Origin of the sequence: Acidovorax sp. HDW3 (genome assembly GCF_011303755.1) — a bacterium.
Classification (GTDB): domain Bacteria; phylum Pseudomonadota; class Gammaproteobacteria; order Burkholderiales; family Burkholderiaceae_C; genus Paenacidovorax.
Genome location: NZ_CP049885.1, coordinates 2,310,240 through 2,326,238, shown reverse-complemented (window position 1 = coordinate 2,326,238; position 15,999 = coordinate 2,310,240). Strand labels below are relative to the sequence as shown.

Below are 15,999 nucleotides of genomic sequence, written 5' to 3'. Positions count from 1 at the left end.
TTGTTTTTGTAGCTGCTTACGCTTTACTGACAAGCGTTAGCGGCCTTTTTCATCAATGAATCCGCATCCCCGGCTGTGCGCCAGGGAAGGGTTCGAGCACGTACACGCCGGGCTGCGCCTTCTCGTCGGCGTGGCTGGCGGCGAGCACCATGCCTTCGCTCAGGCCGAACTTCATCTTGCGCGGCGCCAGATTGGCCACCACCACGGTGAGCTTGCCCACGAGCTGCTCGGGCTGGTACATGCTGGCGATGCCGGAAAACACGTTGCGCGTTTTGCCTTCGCCCACGTCCAGGGTCAGCTGCAGCAGCTTGGTCGAGCCTGGCACCGCCTGGCATTCGACGATTTTTGCAATGCGCAGATCGACCTTGGCAAAGTCGTCGATCTTGATCTCGGGCGCAATTTCCTCGCCACCGGGAATGACTTTTTCCACCACCGGCTCAGGCAGGGCAAACAGGGCGTCGAGCTGCTCGGCGGTCACGCGCTGCATCAGGTGCTGGTACGCGCCGATGGCGTGGCCTGCGCCCAGCAGGTTGTGGGCGTCGGCAAACTGCAGTGGCGCGATGCGCAAGAAGGTTTCGACCTGCGCCGCCACCGCCGGCAGCATGGGCTTCAAGTAGATGGTCAGCAGGCGGAAGGCTTCGATGCAGGTGCTGCAGACGTCGTGCAGGCGTGCGTCCTGGCCCTCTTGCTTGGCCAGCTCCCAGGGCTTGTTGGCATCGACGTAGCTGTTGACGCGGTCGCACAGCAGCATGATGTCGCGCGCCGCGCGGGCGCTGTCGCGCGCCTCGTAGGCGCTGGCAATGGCCTCGCTTTGGGCACGCAAGGCCGCCAGCAGCTCCTGGCCGTCGTTTGACACGCTGCCGAGCTGGCCGCCAAAGCGCTTGGCGATGAAGCCGGCGGCGCGGCTGGCAATGTTCACGTACTTGCCGATCAGGTCGGCGTTGACGCGGGCCATGAAGTCCTCGGGGTTGAAGTCGATGTCCTCGTTCTTGCCGTTGAGCTTGGCGCCCAGGTAGTAGCGCAGCCACTCGGGGTTCATGGCCAGCGCCAGGTACTTGAGCGGGTCCAGCCCCGTGCCCCGGCTCTTGCTCATCTTCTCGCCGTTGTTCACGGTCATGAAGCCGTGCACGCAGATTTTGGTGGGCGTCTTGCGGCCTGAAAAATGGAGCATGGCCGGCCAGAACAGCGTGTGGAAGGTGATGATGTCCTTGCCGATGAAGTGGTACTGCTCGAGCTGCGGGTCGGCCATGTAGGCGTCGTAGTCCTGGCCGCGTTTGTCCAGCAGGTTTTTGAGCGAGGCCAGGTAGCCCACGGGCGCGTCGAGCCAGACGTAGAAGTATTTGCCTGGCGCGCCGGGGATTTCGATGCCGAAGTAGGGCGCATCGCGCGAGATGTCCCAGTCGCCCAGGCCCTCGCTGGTGCTGCCGTCGGGGTTGGTGCGCACCGAGAACCATTCCTTGATCTTGGCGGCCACTTCGCTTTGCACGTGCACGCCGTTTTGCGTCCACTCTTGCAGGAATTCAACGCAGCGCGGGTCGGACAGGGTGAAGAAGAAATGCTCCGAGGTCTTGAGCTCGGGTTTGGCGCCCGACAGGGCCGAGTAGGGCGCGATGAGCTCGGTCGGTGCATAGACTGCGCCGCAGCTCTCGCAGTTGTCGCCGTACTGGTCCTTGGCGTGGCAGCGCGGGCATTCGCCCTTGATGAAGCGGTCGGGCAGGAACATGCCCTTTTGCGGGTCGTAGAACTGCTCGATGGTGCGCGTCTCGATCAGGCCGTTGGCCTTGAGGTCGAGGTAAATCTGCTGCGCCAGCGCGTGGTTTTCGGGCGCGTCGGTGCTGTGCCAGTTGTCAAAGGCGATGTGAAAACCGTCGAGGTACTCCTTGCGCCCGGCGGCTATGTCGGCGACGAACTGCTGCGGCGTTTTGCCGGCTTTTTCGGCAGCGATCATGATGGGCGCGCCGTGTGCGTCGTCGGCGCCGACGAAGTTCACCTCGGCACCCTGCATTCTTTGGAACCGCACCCAGGTATCGGCCTGGATGTATTCCATGATGTGGCCGATGTGGAATTTGCCGTTGGCGTAGGGCAGGGCGGTGGTAACAAAGAGCTTGCGTGGGGTCATGGGGGCATCCGTAGGGGCAGTCAAAGCCAAGCCCGCGATTTTAGGGCGCTGCCAGGCTCAATCAATGTAGGGCGCACGTTCTGGCAGGGCGTTGCCAGGGTCTTGCCAGGCAAAGAAGCGGCAGACTTCGCTGCGCCGCGCCAGGGTGTCGGCGTAGCCCAGCGCCATCAGCTCGCGCGTGTAGGCGCGCTCGAACAGCAGGTAGCTCAGCAGCGCCGAGCCGCGCACGTCGCCGGCCTCGCTCGTCACGCCCAGGGCGCCGAGCATGGTGCGCATGGTGATGGGCAGGGCCGTGACATGGCGCGCAGCAATGTCGTCGATGCGCTCAGAGGGCACGATCATGAGCACATCGACCGGGTGCAGGCCGCTGGCAGCGCGCTGCTCGGGGGCAATCAGCGACACCGTGCGGTTCACGCGCAGCGCGCGCTCCACGTCCACGCCCAGGGCGTCGAGGAAGATGTTGGACAGCGCATGGCCCGCAATCTGCGCCAGCGTAGGGTAGGTGGGCGGTGGCTGGCCGGCGCGCGGCGGCTCGTGCAGGCGCCCTGTGCCTATCACCAGCAGACGCCGCGCGCCCATGTGGATGGCAGGCGCCAGCGGTGCCGATTGGCGCATGGAGCCGTCGCCAAAGTATTCCTGGCGGTGTTCGATGTCGAGCTGCTGGGCCGGAAAAATAAACGGAATGGCCGAGGAGGCGAGCAGGTGCTCTGTCGTGATGCGGGTGCGCTCGGCCTTGCGCTGCGAGCGCGTCCAGCTCTCGACCTGGGATGCAGCCTCGAAGTAGGTCACGTGCTCGCCCGAGCTGTAGCTCGACGCCGTCACCGCCAGCGCGTGCAAGTGGCCCTGGCGGATCAGCATGGGCAGGCGCACCAGCGGCACCATTTGTGCCAGCAGGTGCTCCAGCGGCGCATTGTTCAAGAGCGAATGCGGGCGCGTGCGCTGCCAGCGCGCCAGCGCCCAGCCCAGCGACAGCAGCGTCAGCCAGCGCGCCCCGCTTTGCATCACGTGCAATGAATCGGCGTGGTACACGTGGCCGACGCGGATATGGCTCCACATGCGCGCGATGCGGCGCACGGCGTGCTCGAAATGATCCGCGCCGCAGGCGAGCGCGGCGCCGTTGATGGCGCCCGCCGATGTGCCGGCGATGATGGGAAAGGGGTTGGGCCCGCGCCCCTCGCCACACAGGCGGCGCAGCGCCGCAATGGCTTGGAGCACACCCACTTGGTAGGCCGCGCGCGCGCCGCCGCCGGCCAGCAGCAGGCCGGTCATGGGGCGGGCGGGGGGCTGTGTTTCGGGCATGGTCGGTGGCTGAGTGTGCCGCTGCCGTCGCACGTTGGGCGCCGAGAAAACCCGAGATTTTTTGTTTTTACCGCTTGGTTTGCGTCTTTTTTCGTCCTGTCATGGTCTCGTCACTAAGGTTTTTTAGATTTACGGTTTTCCACAATTCCTAGGTGCTTTTGCATGATTCGTACGGCAGCCTTCGCCAAACTTGTTCTCGCCATGGGCGCCATCTCCAGCCTTGCCGCTTGCGGTGGTGGGGACGATGCCCCCACGTGGCCGCCAGAGCGAGCGGTGATTGCGCATCGAGGTGCATCCGCATTGCGTCCTGAACATACCCTGGCGGCCTACCAAAAAGCGATTGACGACGGTGCCGATATCATCGAACCCGATTTGGTCATCACCAAAGACGGCGTGCTGGTATCTCGTCACGAGAACGCGATCGCCATCCTGAACACCGACGGCACGGTGCGTGAGGCCACCACCAACGTGGCCGAACGCCCTGACTTCGCCGGTCGCAAGACCACCAAAACTATTGACGGCAGTATCATCACCGGTTGGTTCATCGAGGACTTTACGCTGGCTGAAATCAAGACCTTGCGTGCCCGCGAACGCATTCCGACGATCCGCCCTGCCAACACCAAGTACAACGACCAGTTCGAGATTGCCACGCTGCAGGAAATTATCGACCTGGCTAAGTCGCAATCGGCTGTCAAGGGCCGCACCATCGGTATCGAGCCTGAGACTAAGCATCCCACGTATTTTCAATCCATCGGGTTGCCACTGGAAAAACCGCTGTTGGTCACGTTGGAGAAGAACGGCTGGAACAACAAAAATGCACCGGTCATCGTGCAGTCGTTTGAAGTCACCAACCTCAAAGAACTGAGCAAACTGAGCACCGTGCGCCTAGCACAATTGGTCAGCAACAACGGTCGCCCCTATGACTTCGTGGCACAGGGCGTGTCCAACACCAGAACCTACGCCGACATGATCACGCCCGCCGGCCTGAAAGAAATCGCTACCTACGCCCATACCGTGGCGCCCTACAAGGAACTGATCATTCCTGTCGTACGCGATGCATCCGGCGCGGCTACGGGCCTGGGCCAACCTACTGACCTGATCAAGAATGCCAAGGCTGCGGGCCTGAAGGTGCACACCTGGACCTTTCGTCCGGAAAACAACTTCCTGCCCGCCTCGCTCAAGGGTGCACCGGTCGGTGATGCCAACGCCCGTGGCAACAGCGTGGCCGAAATTCAGGCCTACCTGAAGGCCGGCCTGGATGCGTTGTTCACCGACGATTCCGCCGTGGGGCGCCAGGCGGTGGATACTTTTAAGCCGTGACGTAGATCCCCATCCTTTTTGCGCGACTTGTGCCCTGCACTAGACTTGCTCCCCCTAGGAGTTATTCAGCATGGCAATCACCGAACAAGCCCTGCTGGCCGCAATGGCCAGCGTGCAAGACCCCCACAGCGGCAAAGATTTCGTCAGCAGCAAGGCGCTGCGCAATGTGCAGATCAGCGGCGCCGATGTCGCTTTTGAGCTGGTGCTTGGCTACCCGGCGCAGAGCCTGGTGGCGGCCTTGCGCAGCCAGTTGATCGAGGCTGCACGCAGCCTGCCCGGGGTCGGCAACATCTCGGTCAACGTGCGCAGCGAGATCGAGGCGCACACCGTGCAGCGCGGCCAGCAGCTCTTGCCAGGGGTGAAGAACATCATCGCCGTCGCCTCGGGCAAGGGCGGCGTGGGCAAGAGCACCACGGCGGTGAACCTGGCGCTGGCGCTGGCTGCTGAAGGTGCGCGCGTGGGCCTGCTCGACGCCGACATCTACGGCCCGAGCCAGCCCATGATGACCGGCACCTCGGGCGACGTCGAAAGCCTGGACGGCAAACTCATGGAGCCCAAGCAGGCCATGGGGCTGCAGATCAACTCCATTGGTTTTTTGGTCAAGGACGAGCAGGCCATGATCTGGCGCGGCCCCATGGCCAGCCAGGCGCTGGAGCAGCTGGTGCGCCAGACGCGCTGGGACAACCTGGACTACCTCATCGTCGATATGCCCCCGGGCACGGGCGACATCCAGCTGACCATGGCGCAGAAAGTGCCCCTCACGGGGGCGGTCATCGTCACCACGCCGCAGGACATTGCGCTGCTCGATGCCAAAAAGGGCATCACCATGTTCGAGAAAGTCAGCGTGCCCATTCTCGGCCTGGTGGAGAACATGGCGGTGCACGTGTGCAGCCAGTGCGGCCACCACGAGCATATTTTTGGCGACGAAGGCGGCAAGAGAATGGCGGCGGCGCAGGGCATTGACTACTTGGGCGCGTTGCCGCTCAAGCTCTCCATCCGCGAGCAGGCCGACGCCGGCCGCCCCACCGTGGTGGCCGCGCCCGAGAGCGAAGAAGCGCGCCTCTACAAAACCATCGCCCGCACCGTGGCCGTGAAGATTGCCCAGCAGGGCAAGGATTTTTCGTCCAAGTTCCCCACTATTACCATCAGCAAAAAATCATGAGCGTTGCCCTGCCTGGCCCGCGCCTGACCTCGCTCTCGCACGGCGGCGGCTGCGGCTGCAAGATTGCACCTGGCGTGCTGTCGGAAATTCTGGCCAGCAGCGGCGCTGCGGGCTTCGTGCCGCCCGAGCTCATGGTGGGCATAGAAACCGCCGACGACGCTGCCGTCTACCGCCTGAACGACGCGCAGGCGCTCGTGGCGACGACGGATTTTTTCATGCCCATCGTCGATGACCCGTACGAGTTTGGCCGCATTGCCGCCACCAACGCATTGAGCGACGTGTACGCCATGGGCGGCAAGCCCATCATGGCGCTGGCGCTGGTGGCCATGCCGGTCAACACCCTGCCGCTGGAGGTGATTGGCGCCATCGTGCGCGGCGGGCAGGACGTGTGCCGTGCCGCTGGCATCCCGATTGCGGGCGGCCACACCATCGACTCGGTCGAGCCCATCTACGGCCTGGTGGCCCTGGGCCTGGTGCACCCCGAACGCGTGCGCCGCAACGCCGCTGCCCAGGTGGGCGACGTGCTGGTGCTGGGCAAGCCCCTGGGCGTGGGCGTGTACTCGGCGGCGCTGAAAAAAGAGCAGCTCGGCGCCGAAGGTTACCGCCACATGATCGCCAACACCACGCGCCTGAACACCCCCGGCCCGCTGCTGGCCGAGCTGCCCGGCGTGCATGCCATGACCGATGTGACGGGCTTTGGCCTGGCCGGCCACGCGCTGGAGATGGCGCGCGGCGCGGGCCGGACGGTGCAGCTGCACTGGCCGCAGGTGCCGCTGCTGCCGGGCGTGGCCGAGCTGGCGGCGCAGGGTTTTGTGACCGGCGCCAGTGGCCGCAACTGGGCTGGTTACGGCGCCGACGTGCGCCTGGGCACGGGCCTGCCCGCCACGGCGCAGGCGCTGCTGACCGACCCGCAGACCTCGGGCGGCCTGCTCGTGGCCTGCGCACCCGAGAGCGTGGCTGCGGTGCTGGCCGTGTTTGAACGCGAGGGCTTTGCGCAGGCGGCGGTCGTCGGCCAGGTACAGTCCGGGCCGGCGCAGCTCTTCATTTCAGCAGACTGAGAAACTCGCGGCGCAGGCTGTCGTTGCGCAAAAAGCTGCCGCGCATGACGGAGCTGCGCATCAGCGCATCGTTTTCCTTCACGCCGCGCCAGGACATGCACAGGTGGCTGGCCTCCATGACGATGGCCAGGCCATCGGGGTGCACGCGCCGCTCCAGCTCGTCGGCGAGCATGACGATGGCTTCTTCCTGAATCTGGGGCCGGTTCATCACCCAATCGACCAGGCGCGCAAATTTGGACAGGCCGATCAGATCGGACTGCGCGCTGGGCAACACCCCAATCCACACCCGGCCCATGATGGGGCACAGGTGGTGCGAGCAGGCGCTGCGCACGCTGATCGGGCCCACCACCATCAGCTCGTTGAGCTGCTGCACGTTGGGAAAGGCGGTGACGGTGGGCGCCGGCTCGTAGCGGCCCTTGAACACTTCGCTGACAAACATCTTGGCCACACGGCGGGCGGTGTCGGCGGTGTTGTGGTCGTTTTCGGTGTCGATCACCAAGGCGTGAAGCACCTCTTGCATACGCGCCTGCACCTCCTCGCGCAGCGCCTGCAGCTCGCCGGGCTGGATGAAATCAGCAATGTTGTCGTTGGCGTGGTAGCGCTGTCCCGCTTGCTGCAGGCGGTAGCGAATGCGGTCGGAGACGGACATGCGCTGCGTGATGTCGTTTTCCGTCACGGTGGATTGGGTGGGCATCAGCATGGGGCATTTCCCTTTCTTAAATGAAGACCTGGCTGAGCAGGGTCAGAAAACCCGAGACGGCTGTACTGGCGTGTAGCAGCACCAGGCCCTTGGGCGGCATTTTTTTGCGCAGATGAAACACCGCCAGCACCAGCGCGGCCGTGCTGAGCAGGCCCGCGCCCACCAGCAGGCGGGTGGGCGTCCAGCCCTCCAGCATGGGCGTGAGCAGCAGGGCCAGGCCCACCAATCCCAAAAAAGCATGTACCGGCGACAGCGACCAGGGTGGAAAACGCCCGCGCAAAATATGGCTGGCCAGGTACAGGCCCAGGGCGGCTGCAACGGTAAAACTCAACAAAGGGAGTGTGAGCATGACGACAATCCATCGAGCAGGTGGGAGCACAGGAAAAGGGGCGATGAGGGCATCGCATCCATTCGATGGGCGCACCGTCGCTCGCGTTCCCACTCTGGGGCAGGGAGGCCGCTACCTGCGTCGGCAGAAACTCAGCGGTTCGTGAGGATGCAATGATGTGGTGGTGTTCCCGGTTGCGCCAAGAGCGCGACGCTGCCCAGGCCCAGTGGCAAGCGGCGCAAGAGGAGTTGCACTTGGCGCAGGCCGTTTTCGCCTCGGTGCAGGCGGTGCTGGTGGCCAACCCCAAGGGAGTGATAGAGCGCGTCAACGACGCCTTCACGGCGCTGACGGGCTACAGCAGCGCTGAAGTGGTGGGCAAAACCCCCTGGCTGCTGCGCTCGGGCCACCACGACGAGGCGTTTTACGCCGCCATGCGCCAAAGCATAGGCACGACTGGCAGCTGGGAAGGCGAGATTTGGGACCGGCACAAAAGCGGCGCCGTCTTTCCCAAGTGGATGAAGATTGGCGCCGTGCACAACGCCCAGGGGCAGCTCACGCACCTGATTGCCACCTATGTGGACATCAGCGAGCGCAAACGCGCCGAGGAGCAAATCCACCAGCTCGCGTTTTATGACGTGCTCACCGCCTTGCCCAACCGCGCCCTGCTGGCCGAGCGCCTGCAGCAGCGCCTGCGCTCGACGGCGCACGCGCCGGGCAGCATGGGGGCGCTGGTGTGCATCAACCTCGATGATTTCAAGCGCATCAACGACAGCCTGGGGCTGCCCCAGGGCGATGCCCTGCTGCGGGAGGTGGGCCAGCGTCTGCAAGCGTGCGTACATGGCAGCGACACCGTGGCGCGCATCGGCGGCGATGAGTTTGCCGTGCTGCTCGACCAAACCTGTGAGGGCGGCGGCGAAGCGGCCTGCCAGGTCGGCCCCCTGGTTGAGCGCCTGCGCCAAGCCCTGGCCGAGCCTTATGCGCTGGGTGATGGGCAATGGCGTTGCACGGCCAGCCTGGGCGTGGCGGCTTTTGGCCATGCACCGATCAAGGGTGAGGCCAAAGGCGACGCAAAGGCCAATGAAGTTGACGAGGCCGTGGCCGCGCAAACCCTGGTGCAGCAAGCCGAGCTGGCCATGCACGAGGCCAAGGCCCAGGGCGGCGACGGCCTGCATTTTTACGACGCGCAGCTAGAGCAAGCCGCCCGGGCGCGGGTGCAGACCGAGCGCGATCTTGATGCCGCCTTGGCGCAAGGGCATTTGCGCCTTTTCTACCAGCCGCAAGTGGCGCAAGACGGCAGCATCTACGGCGCCGAGGCCCTGGTGCGCTGGCAGCACCCGCAGCGCGGCATGGTCAGCCCGGCAGAATTTATCCCCCTGGCCGAGCAGACCGGGCAAATCCTGCCCCTGGGGCGCTGGGTGCTGCAAACCGCGTGCGCGCAACTGGCCGCGTGGCAGCAAGACCCGCAGCGCGCTGCCTGGGTGCTGGCAGTGAACGTGAGCGCACGCCAGTTTGTGCAGCCCGATTTTGTCGATGAGGTGGCCGCCTTGCTGCAGCGCAGCGCCATCGTGCCGGCGCGGCTCAAGCTCGAACTCACCGAAAGCCTGCTGGTGGCCGAGCCCGAGGCGGTGGTCGCCAAGATGCACGCCCTCAAGGCGCTGGGGCTGCAGCTCTCGCTCGATGACTTTGGCACGGGTTACTCGTCGCTGGCCTATGTGCAGCGTATGCCGCTCGACCAGCTCAAGATCGACCAATCCTTTGTGCGCGACATGCCGGGCAGCGCCCAGGCCGTGGCCATTGCCCGCGCCATTGCAGCGCTGGCGCACAGCCTGGGGCTGCAGGTGGTGGCCGAAGGGGTGGAGACCTGGGCGCAGCGCCAGGCGCTGGCGGCGCTGGGCTGCAGCCTGTTCCAGGGCTACTACTACAGCCGCCCGCTGCCGCTGCCCGAGCTGCAGGCCTGGAAGGTGCCGCCGCCGCCGCCGGATTCGGCCCCTTCAGCCCCGTAATACGGGCTGGGCGCGCTGGCGTGCCAGCACCCCGGCAACGATGCGGTCGCAGCGCGCGCCGTCGAACGCGAAGGCGTCGGCCATGCCCACGTCGATGGCGCTGGCCAGGCCCTCGCGCAGCAGGCTGCGGGCGCGGAAAAAACGCGTGCGCACCGTGGCCTCGGGGATTTGCAGCACCTGCGCCACCTCTTCCACGCTCATCTCCTCCACCCCGCGCAGCATGAACACGGTGCGAAAGGTGTCGGGCAGCAGGTCGATGCGCGCCTCGATGAGCTGGCGCAGCTGCGTGCGCATGGCAGAGCGCTCGGGGCTGCGCTCGGCGTCTTCGGTCAGGGCGTTCTGGGTGTGGGGGTCGGGGCTGAGCATGGCGGCGTCCAGGGGGATGACGTCGGCCCCCGAGAGCATGTTCTTGCGCCGCAGGCGCCCCAATGCCTCGTTGGCGACGATGCGCACCAGCCAGGTCGAGAGCTTGGCGTCGGCGCGAAAATCCGCCAGTGCTCCCCAGGCGCGCAGATAGGCGTCCTGCAGTGCGTCTTCGGCCTCCTCGTCGCTTTTGAGGATGGCGCGGGCGGTGCGAAACAGCAGCCGGTTGTGGCTGCGCATGATGGCTGCAAACGCCGCCTCCTCGCCCTGGGCGGCGCGGGCAATGAGCGCCGCCTCGGGCGTGGCGGTGCTGATGGGGCTGTGGGCGTGGGCGGCGGGCACGGCGTGCAAGGTCATGTCAGTGCCTGGTGCTCAGTAGCCGTAGAACTCTTCGCTGCGCACGTCGTCTTCATCGGCGCCGGCAGTCACCAAAACCTGCCGCAGCGCCTGCACCATGGCCGGTGGGCCGCTGATGTAGAAGATGGGCGCGGGCAGATCGGCCGTGCAGCGCTGCACAAAGGCGCTGTCGATCATGCCCTGCGCGCCCGCCCAAGGCTGGCTCGATTGCGCCATGTCCGTCATGGTGGCGTGCAGGGCAAAGCCGGGCAGGTTTTTTGCCAGCGCCTGCAGCTCGGCCAAAAAGGCCGTGTCCTCGGGGCGGCGGTTGGAGTACAGCAGCGCCAGGCGCTGGCCGCTCGGTTGCTGCGCGGCGTGGCGCAAGATGCTCATGAATGGCGTAATGCCGATGCCGCCCGCGACAAAAACCGCCGCGCGCTCGGTTTTCTTGTGCAAGGTGAGGTTGCCAAAGGGGCCGTCAATCTCCAGCGCCGTGCCCGGCGGCAGGCTGGCCAGGTGGCGCTTGTAGGTGCTCTCGCGCATCCGCGTGGCAAACACCAGCTCGGCCTCGTGCGGGGCGCTGACGATGGAGAACGCATGGTGGCCATCGTCACCCGCCGCTGCGCCGGGCAGTATCACTTCCATCGCCTGGCCGGGGCGAAACTCAAAGCCGGCCGGCTTTTCCAGATAAAACGCCCGAGTACCCTGGGCCACTTCTGCGCTGCGAATCAAATGGGTGCTGTAGGTCGGCATCGTCACTCCTTGGGGGTTGCACTATTGGATGCGGTCAACGCCGGTTTTATTCCCAGCCGGGCTGGGGCTCAGCGGGCGAGGGGAATATCGACGATCAGGCCAGGGTCAAACAGCGGGTTTTCCGGCACGCCGTCTTTGGCGTAGCCCCGGGGGTTGCACAGCACGCGCGTGCCTTGCATGTCGTAGTCAAAGCTGTCGTGCGTGTGGCCGTGTATCCACAAGGCGGTGCGCTCGCCGCCGAGCAGCCAGGCGGCGTCAGAGACAAAGTTGACGTTCAGCGGCGAGCCGGCAAAGCGCGGGTGCACGCTGCCCAGCGTGGGTGCGTGGTGGGTGATGACGACGGTGGGGCCGGCAAAGGGCGTGGCGAGTGCCGCATCGAGCCAGCGGGCATTGGCGGCAAAAAGCTGCGCGCAGTGCTGCGGGGTGAGCCGCGCTGCCCCGTCGCCCGGGTGCAGGCGGATGCGGCTGAAATCGCGGTTGAACGCCAGCGATTGCGCCATGGCCTGCGCCTGCGCGGCGCCGTCGCCAGCGGCGCGAAAGTCGCTCCACAAGGTGCTGCCCAGAAAGCGCACGCCGCCCCATTCCCACGCCTGGTTGTGCAGCACCTGCACGCAGCTGCCTGCGGCCAGGGCGCGCAGCTCGGCGGTGGTGCTTTCGAGGTCGCTGCCGTAGAACTCGTGGTTGCCCGGCACGTAAATCACGGGCTTGCCCAGGGCTTGCGCCCAGGCCATGGCAGCGGCTGGCCGGTCAATGTCGCCCGCGAGCACGATGAGGTCGGCCGTGCTTGGCGCCAGTGCCAGGGGGTGCACGCTCAGGTGCAGGTCTGAGAGGATGTGCAGGCGCATGGAGGGACTTATTTGCTATGATTTTTATAGCTGCTTGCGCTGGATTGGCAAGGGTTTGAGCCCGCAATCGTTCGGTATGAATGGCGGAAAGGAGAAGGAGTCGAACCTTCCGGCCACGCGTGGCGCAGCCCACCGGGTTTGAAGCCCGGGCGCCCCACCAGGGACGCTTCCCTTCCGTTGTTCAGAACAGCACTGTGTCTGGCCGCAGCAGGTGCTGGTCCTTGACGCGGCGGGTCAGGCCCACGCGGTCAAAAAATTCAAGCACCTGAATGGCCCGCTTGCGCCCCAGGCCGCTGGCGTCGCGAAACGCCGCCGCGTGCAGGCCGCCCGGGGCGGCGGCGCAGGCGCGCGCCAGGTCGGCGAGTTGCTGCAGCGCAAGGCGCGAATAGTACAGGTCTTTGACCACGGCAAAAACCTCGCCGCGCCGCGCCAGGCCCACCAGCGTTTGGCGCACGGCCAGCTCGGGCAGGGCCAGGTCTTGTGCCAGGTTGCGCGCCCAGGGTGGGGCGAACGCGCCCGCTTGCAGCAGCGGCAGCAGGCGCTGGGCGATGTGCTCCTCTTGCGCCGAGAGCTCGGCACCGTGCGCCGGCAGGTGCAGCCAGGGGCCGGTGCGCGCCAGCGTGGCCTGTGTGAGCAGGGCGTCGGTGAGCGCCTGCCACAGCGCGTCGCTGGCGCGGGGCGCGGCCAGGCGGCGCAGGCGCCGGCTGTCGGGGCCGATGTCGCCGGGGTGCTGTTGGTGAAATTGCCCCAGGCAGTCCAGGGTATGGGCTTGCAGGGTGGCAAAGGCGCCAGGGTCTATGGCTTGCGCGCTGGCGGTCAGGTGCAGCACAGCGGGCGGCCAGGGCAGGGCGCTGGCGGCTTGCCCTTGGGCGCGGGCCAGGGCCGCCGCGTCCACCCCCAGCGGGCTGGCAGCGAGCAGTGCGGCCAGCCGTGCGCCGGGGTCGGGCAGCTGCAGGGCGGCGAGCTGCTGCAGGCGCTCGGCGCTGTTACGCCAGCGCTGTGGGGCGAAGGGGTCGAGCACCTGCACCCCGGCCAGGGTGCGTTGGGCCGAGGCGTCGCGCAGCACGCCCCGGCTGCCGTGCCAGGCGGCCACGGGCGTTTGCAGCACCAGCTGCGCCAGGGCGCTGGCGCCGGGGGCAAGTTCGCTGCCTTGCAGCAGCACCAGGGTGCCCAGCACGTCGGCACTGCCCAGGTGCACGTGCACGCGCTGGCCCGAGCGCAGGGGGCGCTCTTCGCCCTGCCAGTGCTGGCACAGCACGTCCAGGCGCAGGCTAGACAGGTCCACAGAGGGCGCGCACAACCAGTGGCCGCGCTGCACCGCCTCTTTGGCGATACCGGCCAGGGCCAGGGCGCAGCGTTCGCCCGCCTGGGCCGATTCGGCCTGCTGGTTGTGCACGTGGATGCCGCGCACGCGCACGCTGTGCCCGGTGGGGGCGGTGTGCAACACGTCGCCCACCGCCACGCGGCCACTGGCGACCATGCCGGTGACCACCGTGCCCACGCCCGAGAGGGTGAAGCTGCGATCGACCGCCAGGCGAAAGCCCTGGGCGGCGTCAGCGCCGGGCTGGGCGTGGTGTGCCTGGGCGCAGCTTTGCAGGTGCGCGCGCAGGGCGTCCACCCCTTCGCCGCTGTGCGCCGAGACGGCAAAAACCGGCGCCTGCGCCAGCGCCGTGGGCGCGAGCAGGGCGCGCACCTGGGCTTGCAGCGCGGCCAGCCGTGCGGTGCGTTCGGCGGTGGGGATGCGGTCTATCTTGGTCAGCACCACCGTGGCGTGGGTCAGCCCCAGCAGGGCGAGCACGGCCAGGTGCTCGCGCGTTTGCGGCATGACGCCATCGTCAGCGGCGACGATGAGCAGCGCGTGCGCAATGCCCGTGGCCCCGGCCAGCATGGTGTGCAGCAGGCGCTCGTGCCCGGGCATATCGACAAAACCCAGCACCGCCTGCCCCGGCGGGTGCAGGTAGGCGTAGCCCAGCTCGATGGAGATGCCCCGGCGCTTTTCCTCGGGCAGGCGGTCGGTCTCGACGCCGGTGAGGGCGCGCACCAGCGCAGTCTTGCCGTGGTCGATGTGACCTGCGGTGCCAATAATCATGGTTTTACTATTGTTTTAGGAGCTGCTTGCGCTTGCCTGACAAGGGCTAGAGGCCAATTTGTTACTTATCCAGCGTCAGCGCCTCAAACCCCGCCAGGCTGCGCGTGTGCTCGCTGAACTCGACGCCGATGAGGTGAATGGGCTGGCCCAGGGCGCGGTATTTGTCGGCGTAGCGGCGCGTTTGCAACTGCGCCAGCGCCTGGCCTGCGGGGGCGCGCTCAATGACTTTGAACTCAAACAAATACACCTGGCCGTTAAAGCGCACGGTCATGTCGATGCGGCCCTGGCAGGTGGCGTCTTCGAGGGTGATGTCCAGGCCCAGGGCGGCAAAGTGGCTGTAGAACACGCTGGCCCAGTAGCCCTCGTAATGGGCGATGGGGTTGTTGCGGTACCAGTCGTGGGGGATGCTGGCGAAGAACGCATTGAACAGCGCCTGCAGGCCCGCAAAGTCGTTGGCACGCAGCAGGCCGACCAGGCGCGAGACATGCTGCAGCGCCTGCGAAGCGGCCACGCCCAGGCCGGGCAGCAGGGCGCGGTTGAGGCTGGTGCGTACCTCCAGATTCGGGTAGCCCAGGGTGTAGAGCCACTGGCCGGGCAGCACTTCTTCTTGCTGGTGCAGGGTCAGGTAGCCGGCCTGGAACAGCAGGGCGTCGGTTTCGATGCGATCGACATCAAAGCTGGAGAGCAAATCCAGGTCTGTGAGGCGCTGCGCCAGCCCCGGGGTGAAGGTCTGGCGCTGGTGCAGCAGGTCGAGCAAAAACGTCGGCGTTCCCGTCTCAAACCAATAGGGGCGAAATTGGCGGCTGTCAAACAGCAGCAGGGCATCGAACGGGTTATAGACGCTGGTGCCGCCCCAGTTGTAGCCGTTGTACCAGCGGCGGATTTCCTCGCGGTCGAGCCCCGGCAGCTCGGGGGCAAACACGGTGTCGAGGTCGTCGTCGGTGTAGCCGCACAGGGCGCTGTAGCGGGCGTCGAGCGTCAAATCGCGCAGATTGTTCAGCCCCGAAAACAGGCTGACCTTGCTGAACTTGGACACGCCGGTGAGCAAGATGAAGCGGATATGCGCGTCGGCGTCTTTCAGTACCGAATACAGGTTGCGCAGGCCGTCGCGCATCTGGCGCGCTAGTTCGGGGCTGGTGATGTTGTCGAGGATGGGCTTGTCGTATTCGTCGATCAGCACCACCACGGGCTGGCCGCTTTGCTGGTGCAGTTGCAGCAGCAGGTGTTTGAATTGGCCGGGAATGTCCAGCCCCGGTGGCAGCGCCAGGCCCAGGCGCAGGTAATTTTCTTGCACGATGCTGCGGATGCGCAGGTCCAACTCATCGCTGCTGCGCATCAAGCCCGCGCCAAAGCTGATGCGCACCACCGGATGGCGCACGCTCCAGTCCCAGTGCTGCTGGGCGTACAGGCCGTCAAACAGCGCCTGCTGGCCCTCGAACAGGTTGGCGATGGTGTCGAGCAGCAGGCTTTTGCCAAAGCGGCGCGGGCGCGAGAGAAAGTAGGCTTTGCCCTCGCTCGCCAGTTGGAGGATGAAGGGCGTTTTATCGACGTAGTAATACCCCTGCTCGCGGATGTGGGCAAAGGTTTGTATGCCGATGGGGAGCTTCTTGCGCGTCATGCGGGC

Annotated in this window: 13 protein-coding genes and 1 tRNA gene; 4 read left to right on the top strand and 10 right to left on the bottom strand. The window is 66.1% G+C overall.

The genetic code is table 11. The features are described 5' to 3' along the window. Positions 1-52 precede the first annotated feature (52 nt). Together metG and G7045_RS10700 are read right to left on the bottom strand one after the other, a co-directional pair. A complete protein-coding gene (metG, locus tag G7045_RS10705) occupies positions 53-2,119 on the bottom strand; it encodes a methionine--tRNA ligase (RefSeq protein ID WP_166159622.1) in 2,067 nt (688 codons plus the stop codon). Between the two features lie 57 nt (positions 2,120-2,176). Next, positions 2,177-3,418, bottom strand: a complete 1,242-nt coding sequence (locus G7045_RS10700) for a patatin-like phospholipase family protein (protein WP_166159621.1) — start codon at positions 3,416-3,418, stop codon at positions 2,177-2,179. Positions 3,419-3,580: 162 nt separating this feature from the next. Between G7045_RS10700 and G7045_RS10695 the strand changes: the two genes are divergently transcribed. The 3 genes from G7045_RS10695 to selD all read left to right on the top strand — a co-directional run bounded on the left by G7045_RS10695 (position 3,581) and on the right by selD (position 6,958). Then, positions 3,581-4,738, top strand: coding sequence for a glycerophosphodiester phosphodiesterase (locus tag G7045_RS10695; protein ID WP_166159620.1), 1,158 nt, complete (start codon positions 3,581-3,583; stop codon positions 4,736-4,738). A gap of 70 nt (positions 4,739-4,808) precedes the next feature. Beyond that, entirely contained in the window at positions 4,809-5,900 is a 1,092-nt protein-coding gene (apbC, locus tag G7045_RS10690; protein WP_166159619.1) for an iron-sulfur cluster carrier protein ApbC, read from the top strand. Then, on the top strand, positions 5,897-6,958 hold the full coding sequence (selD, locus tag G7045_RS10685) for a selenide, water dikinase SelD (protein ID WP_166159618.1): 1,062 nt from the start codon (positions 5,897-5,899) through the stop codon (positions 6,956-6,958). The genes apbC and selD overlap by 4 nt, the downstream gene beginning before the upstream one ends. Here selD and folE read toward each other — a convergent pair. Together folE and G7045_RS10675 are read right to left on the bottom strand one after the other, a co-directional pair. Further along, a complete protein-coding gene (folE, locus tag G7045_RS10680) occupies positions 6,942-7,658 on the bottom strand; it encodes a GTP cyclohydrolase I (RefSeq protein WP_205737187.1) in 717 nt (238 codons plus the stop codon). The two genes, selD and folE, sit on opposite strands and share 17 nt — an antisense overlap. A gap of 16 nt (positions 7,659-7,674) precedes the next feature. Next, entirely contained in the window at positions 7,675-8,007 is a 333-nt protein-coding gene (locus G7045_RS10675; RefSeq protein WP_166159617.1) for a hypothetical protein, read from the bottom strand. A 155-nt stretch (positions 8,008-8,162) separates the two neighbouring features. Here G7045_RS10675 and G7045_RS10670 point away from each other — a divergent pair, with 155 nt between their 5' ends. Then, on the top strand, positions 8,163-9,989 hold the full coding sequence (locus G7045_RS10670; RefSeq protein ID WP_166159616.1) for a bifunctional diguanylate cyclase/phosphodiesterase: 1,827 nt from the start codon (positions 8,163-8,165) through the stop codon (positions 9,987-9,989). On the opposite strand, the gene G7045_RS10665 is transcribed toward G7045_RS10670, so the two are convergent. From G7045_RS10665 to G7045_RS10640, 6 genes are all read right to left on the bottom strand, one after another. Further along, positions 9,978-10,709, bottom strand: coding sequence for an RNA polymerase sigma factor (locus G7045_RS10665; RefSeq protein WP_166159615.1), 732 nt, complete (start codon positions 10,707-10,709; stop codon positions 9,978-9,980). The genes G7045_RS10670 and G7045_RS10665 overlap by 12 nt on opposite strands. 15 nt (positions 10,710-10,724) lie before the next feature. Then, on the bottom strand, positions 10,725-11,441 hold the full coding sequence (locus G7045_RS10660) for an FAD-dependent oxidoreductase (RefSeq protein WP_166159614.1): 717 nt from the start codon (positions 11,439-11,441) through the stop codon (positions 10,725-10,727). A gap of 68 nt (positions 11,442-11,509) precedes the next feature. Further along, the gene (locus tag G7045_RS10655; protein WP_166159613.1) at positions 11,510-12,286 is read right to left on the bottom strand and encodes a metallophosphoesterase family protein; all 777 of its coding nucleotides are present in this window, start codon (positions 12,284-12,286) and stop codon (positions 11,510-11,512) included. Positions 12,287-12,367: 81 nt separating this feature from the next. Beyond that, positions 12,368-12,462: transfer RNA gene (locus G7045_RS10650), tRNA-Sec, on the bottom strand. A gap of 5 nt (positions 12,463-12,467) precedes the next feature. Further along, on the bottom strand, positions 12,468-14,375 hold the full coding sequence (selB, locus tag G7045_RS10645; RefSeq protein WP_166159612.1) for a selenocysteine-specific translation elongation factor: 1,908 nt from the start codon (positions 14,373-14,375) through the stop codon (positions 12,468-12,470). Between the two features lie 61 nt (positions 14,376-14,436). After that, complete coding sequence (locus tag G7045_RS10640; protein WP_166160436.1) at positions 14,437-15,993, bottom strand: ATP-binding protein; 1,557 nt, start codon at positions 15,991-15,993, stop codon at positions 14,437-14,439. Between the last annotated feature and the right edge of the window lie 6 nt (positions 15,994-15,999).

Coding starts and splice junctions, on each gene's coding strand:
- selB (WP_166159612.1), bottom strand. CDS start 14,375: ATGATTATTGGCACCGCAGGTCACATCGACCACGGCAAGACTGCGCTG.
- selD (WP_166159618.1), top strand. CDS start 5,897: ATGAGCGTTGCCCTGCCTGGCCCGCGCCTGACCTCGCTCTCGCACGGC.
- G7045_RS10640 (WP_166160436.1), bottom strand. CDS start 15,993: ATGACGCGCAAGAAGCTCCCCATCGGCATACAAACCTTTGCCCACATC.
- G7045_RS10700 (WP_166159621.1), bottom strand. CDS start 3,418: ATGCCCGAAACACAGCCCCCCGCCCGCCCCATGACCGGCCTGCTGCTG.
- G7045_RS10695 (WP_166159620.1), top strand. CDS start 3,581: ATGATTCGTACGGCAGCCTTCGCCAAACTTGTTCTCGCCATGGGCGCC.
- folE (WP_205737187.1), bottom strand. CDS start 7,658: ATGCTGATGCCCACCCAATCCACCGTGACGGAAAACGACATCACGCAG.
- G7045_RS10665 (WP_166159615.1), bottom strand. CDS start 10,709: ATGACCTTGCACGCCGTGCCCGCCGCCCACGCCCACAGCCCCATCAGC.
- G7045_RS10670 (WP_166159616.1), top strand. CDS start 8,163: ATGTGGTGGTGTTCCCGGTTGCGCCAAGAGCGCGACGCTGCCCAGGCC.
- G7045_RS10655 (WP_166159613.1), bottom strand. CDS start 12,286: ATGCGCCTGCACATCCTCTCAGACCTGCACCTGAGCGTGCACCCCCTG.
- metG (WP_166159622.1), bottom strand. CDS start 2,119: ATGACCCCACGCAAGCTCTTTGTTACCACCGCCCTGCCCTACGCCAAC.
- G7045_RS10660 (WP_166159614.1), bottom strand. CDS start 11,441: ATGCCGACCTACAGCACCCATTTGATTCGCAGCGCAGAAGTGGCCCAG.
- apbC (WP_166159619.1), top strand. CDS start 4,809: ATGGCAATCACCGAACAAGCCCTGCTGGCCGCAATGGCCAGCGTGCAA.
- G7045_RS10675 (WP_166159617.1), bottom strand. CDS start 8,007: ATGCTCACACTCCCTTTGTTGAGTTTTACCGTTGCAGCCGCCCTGGGC.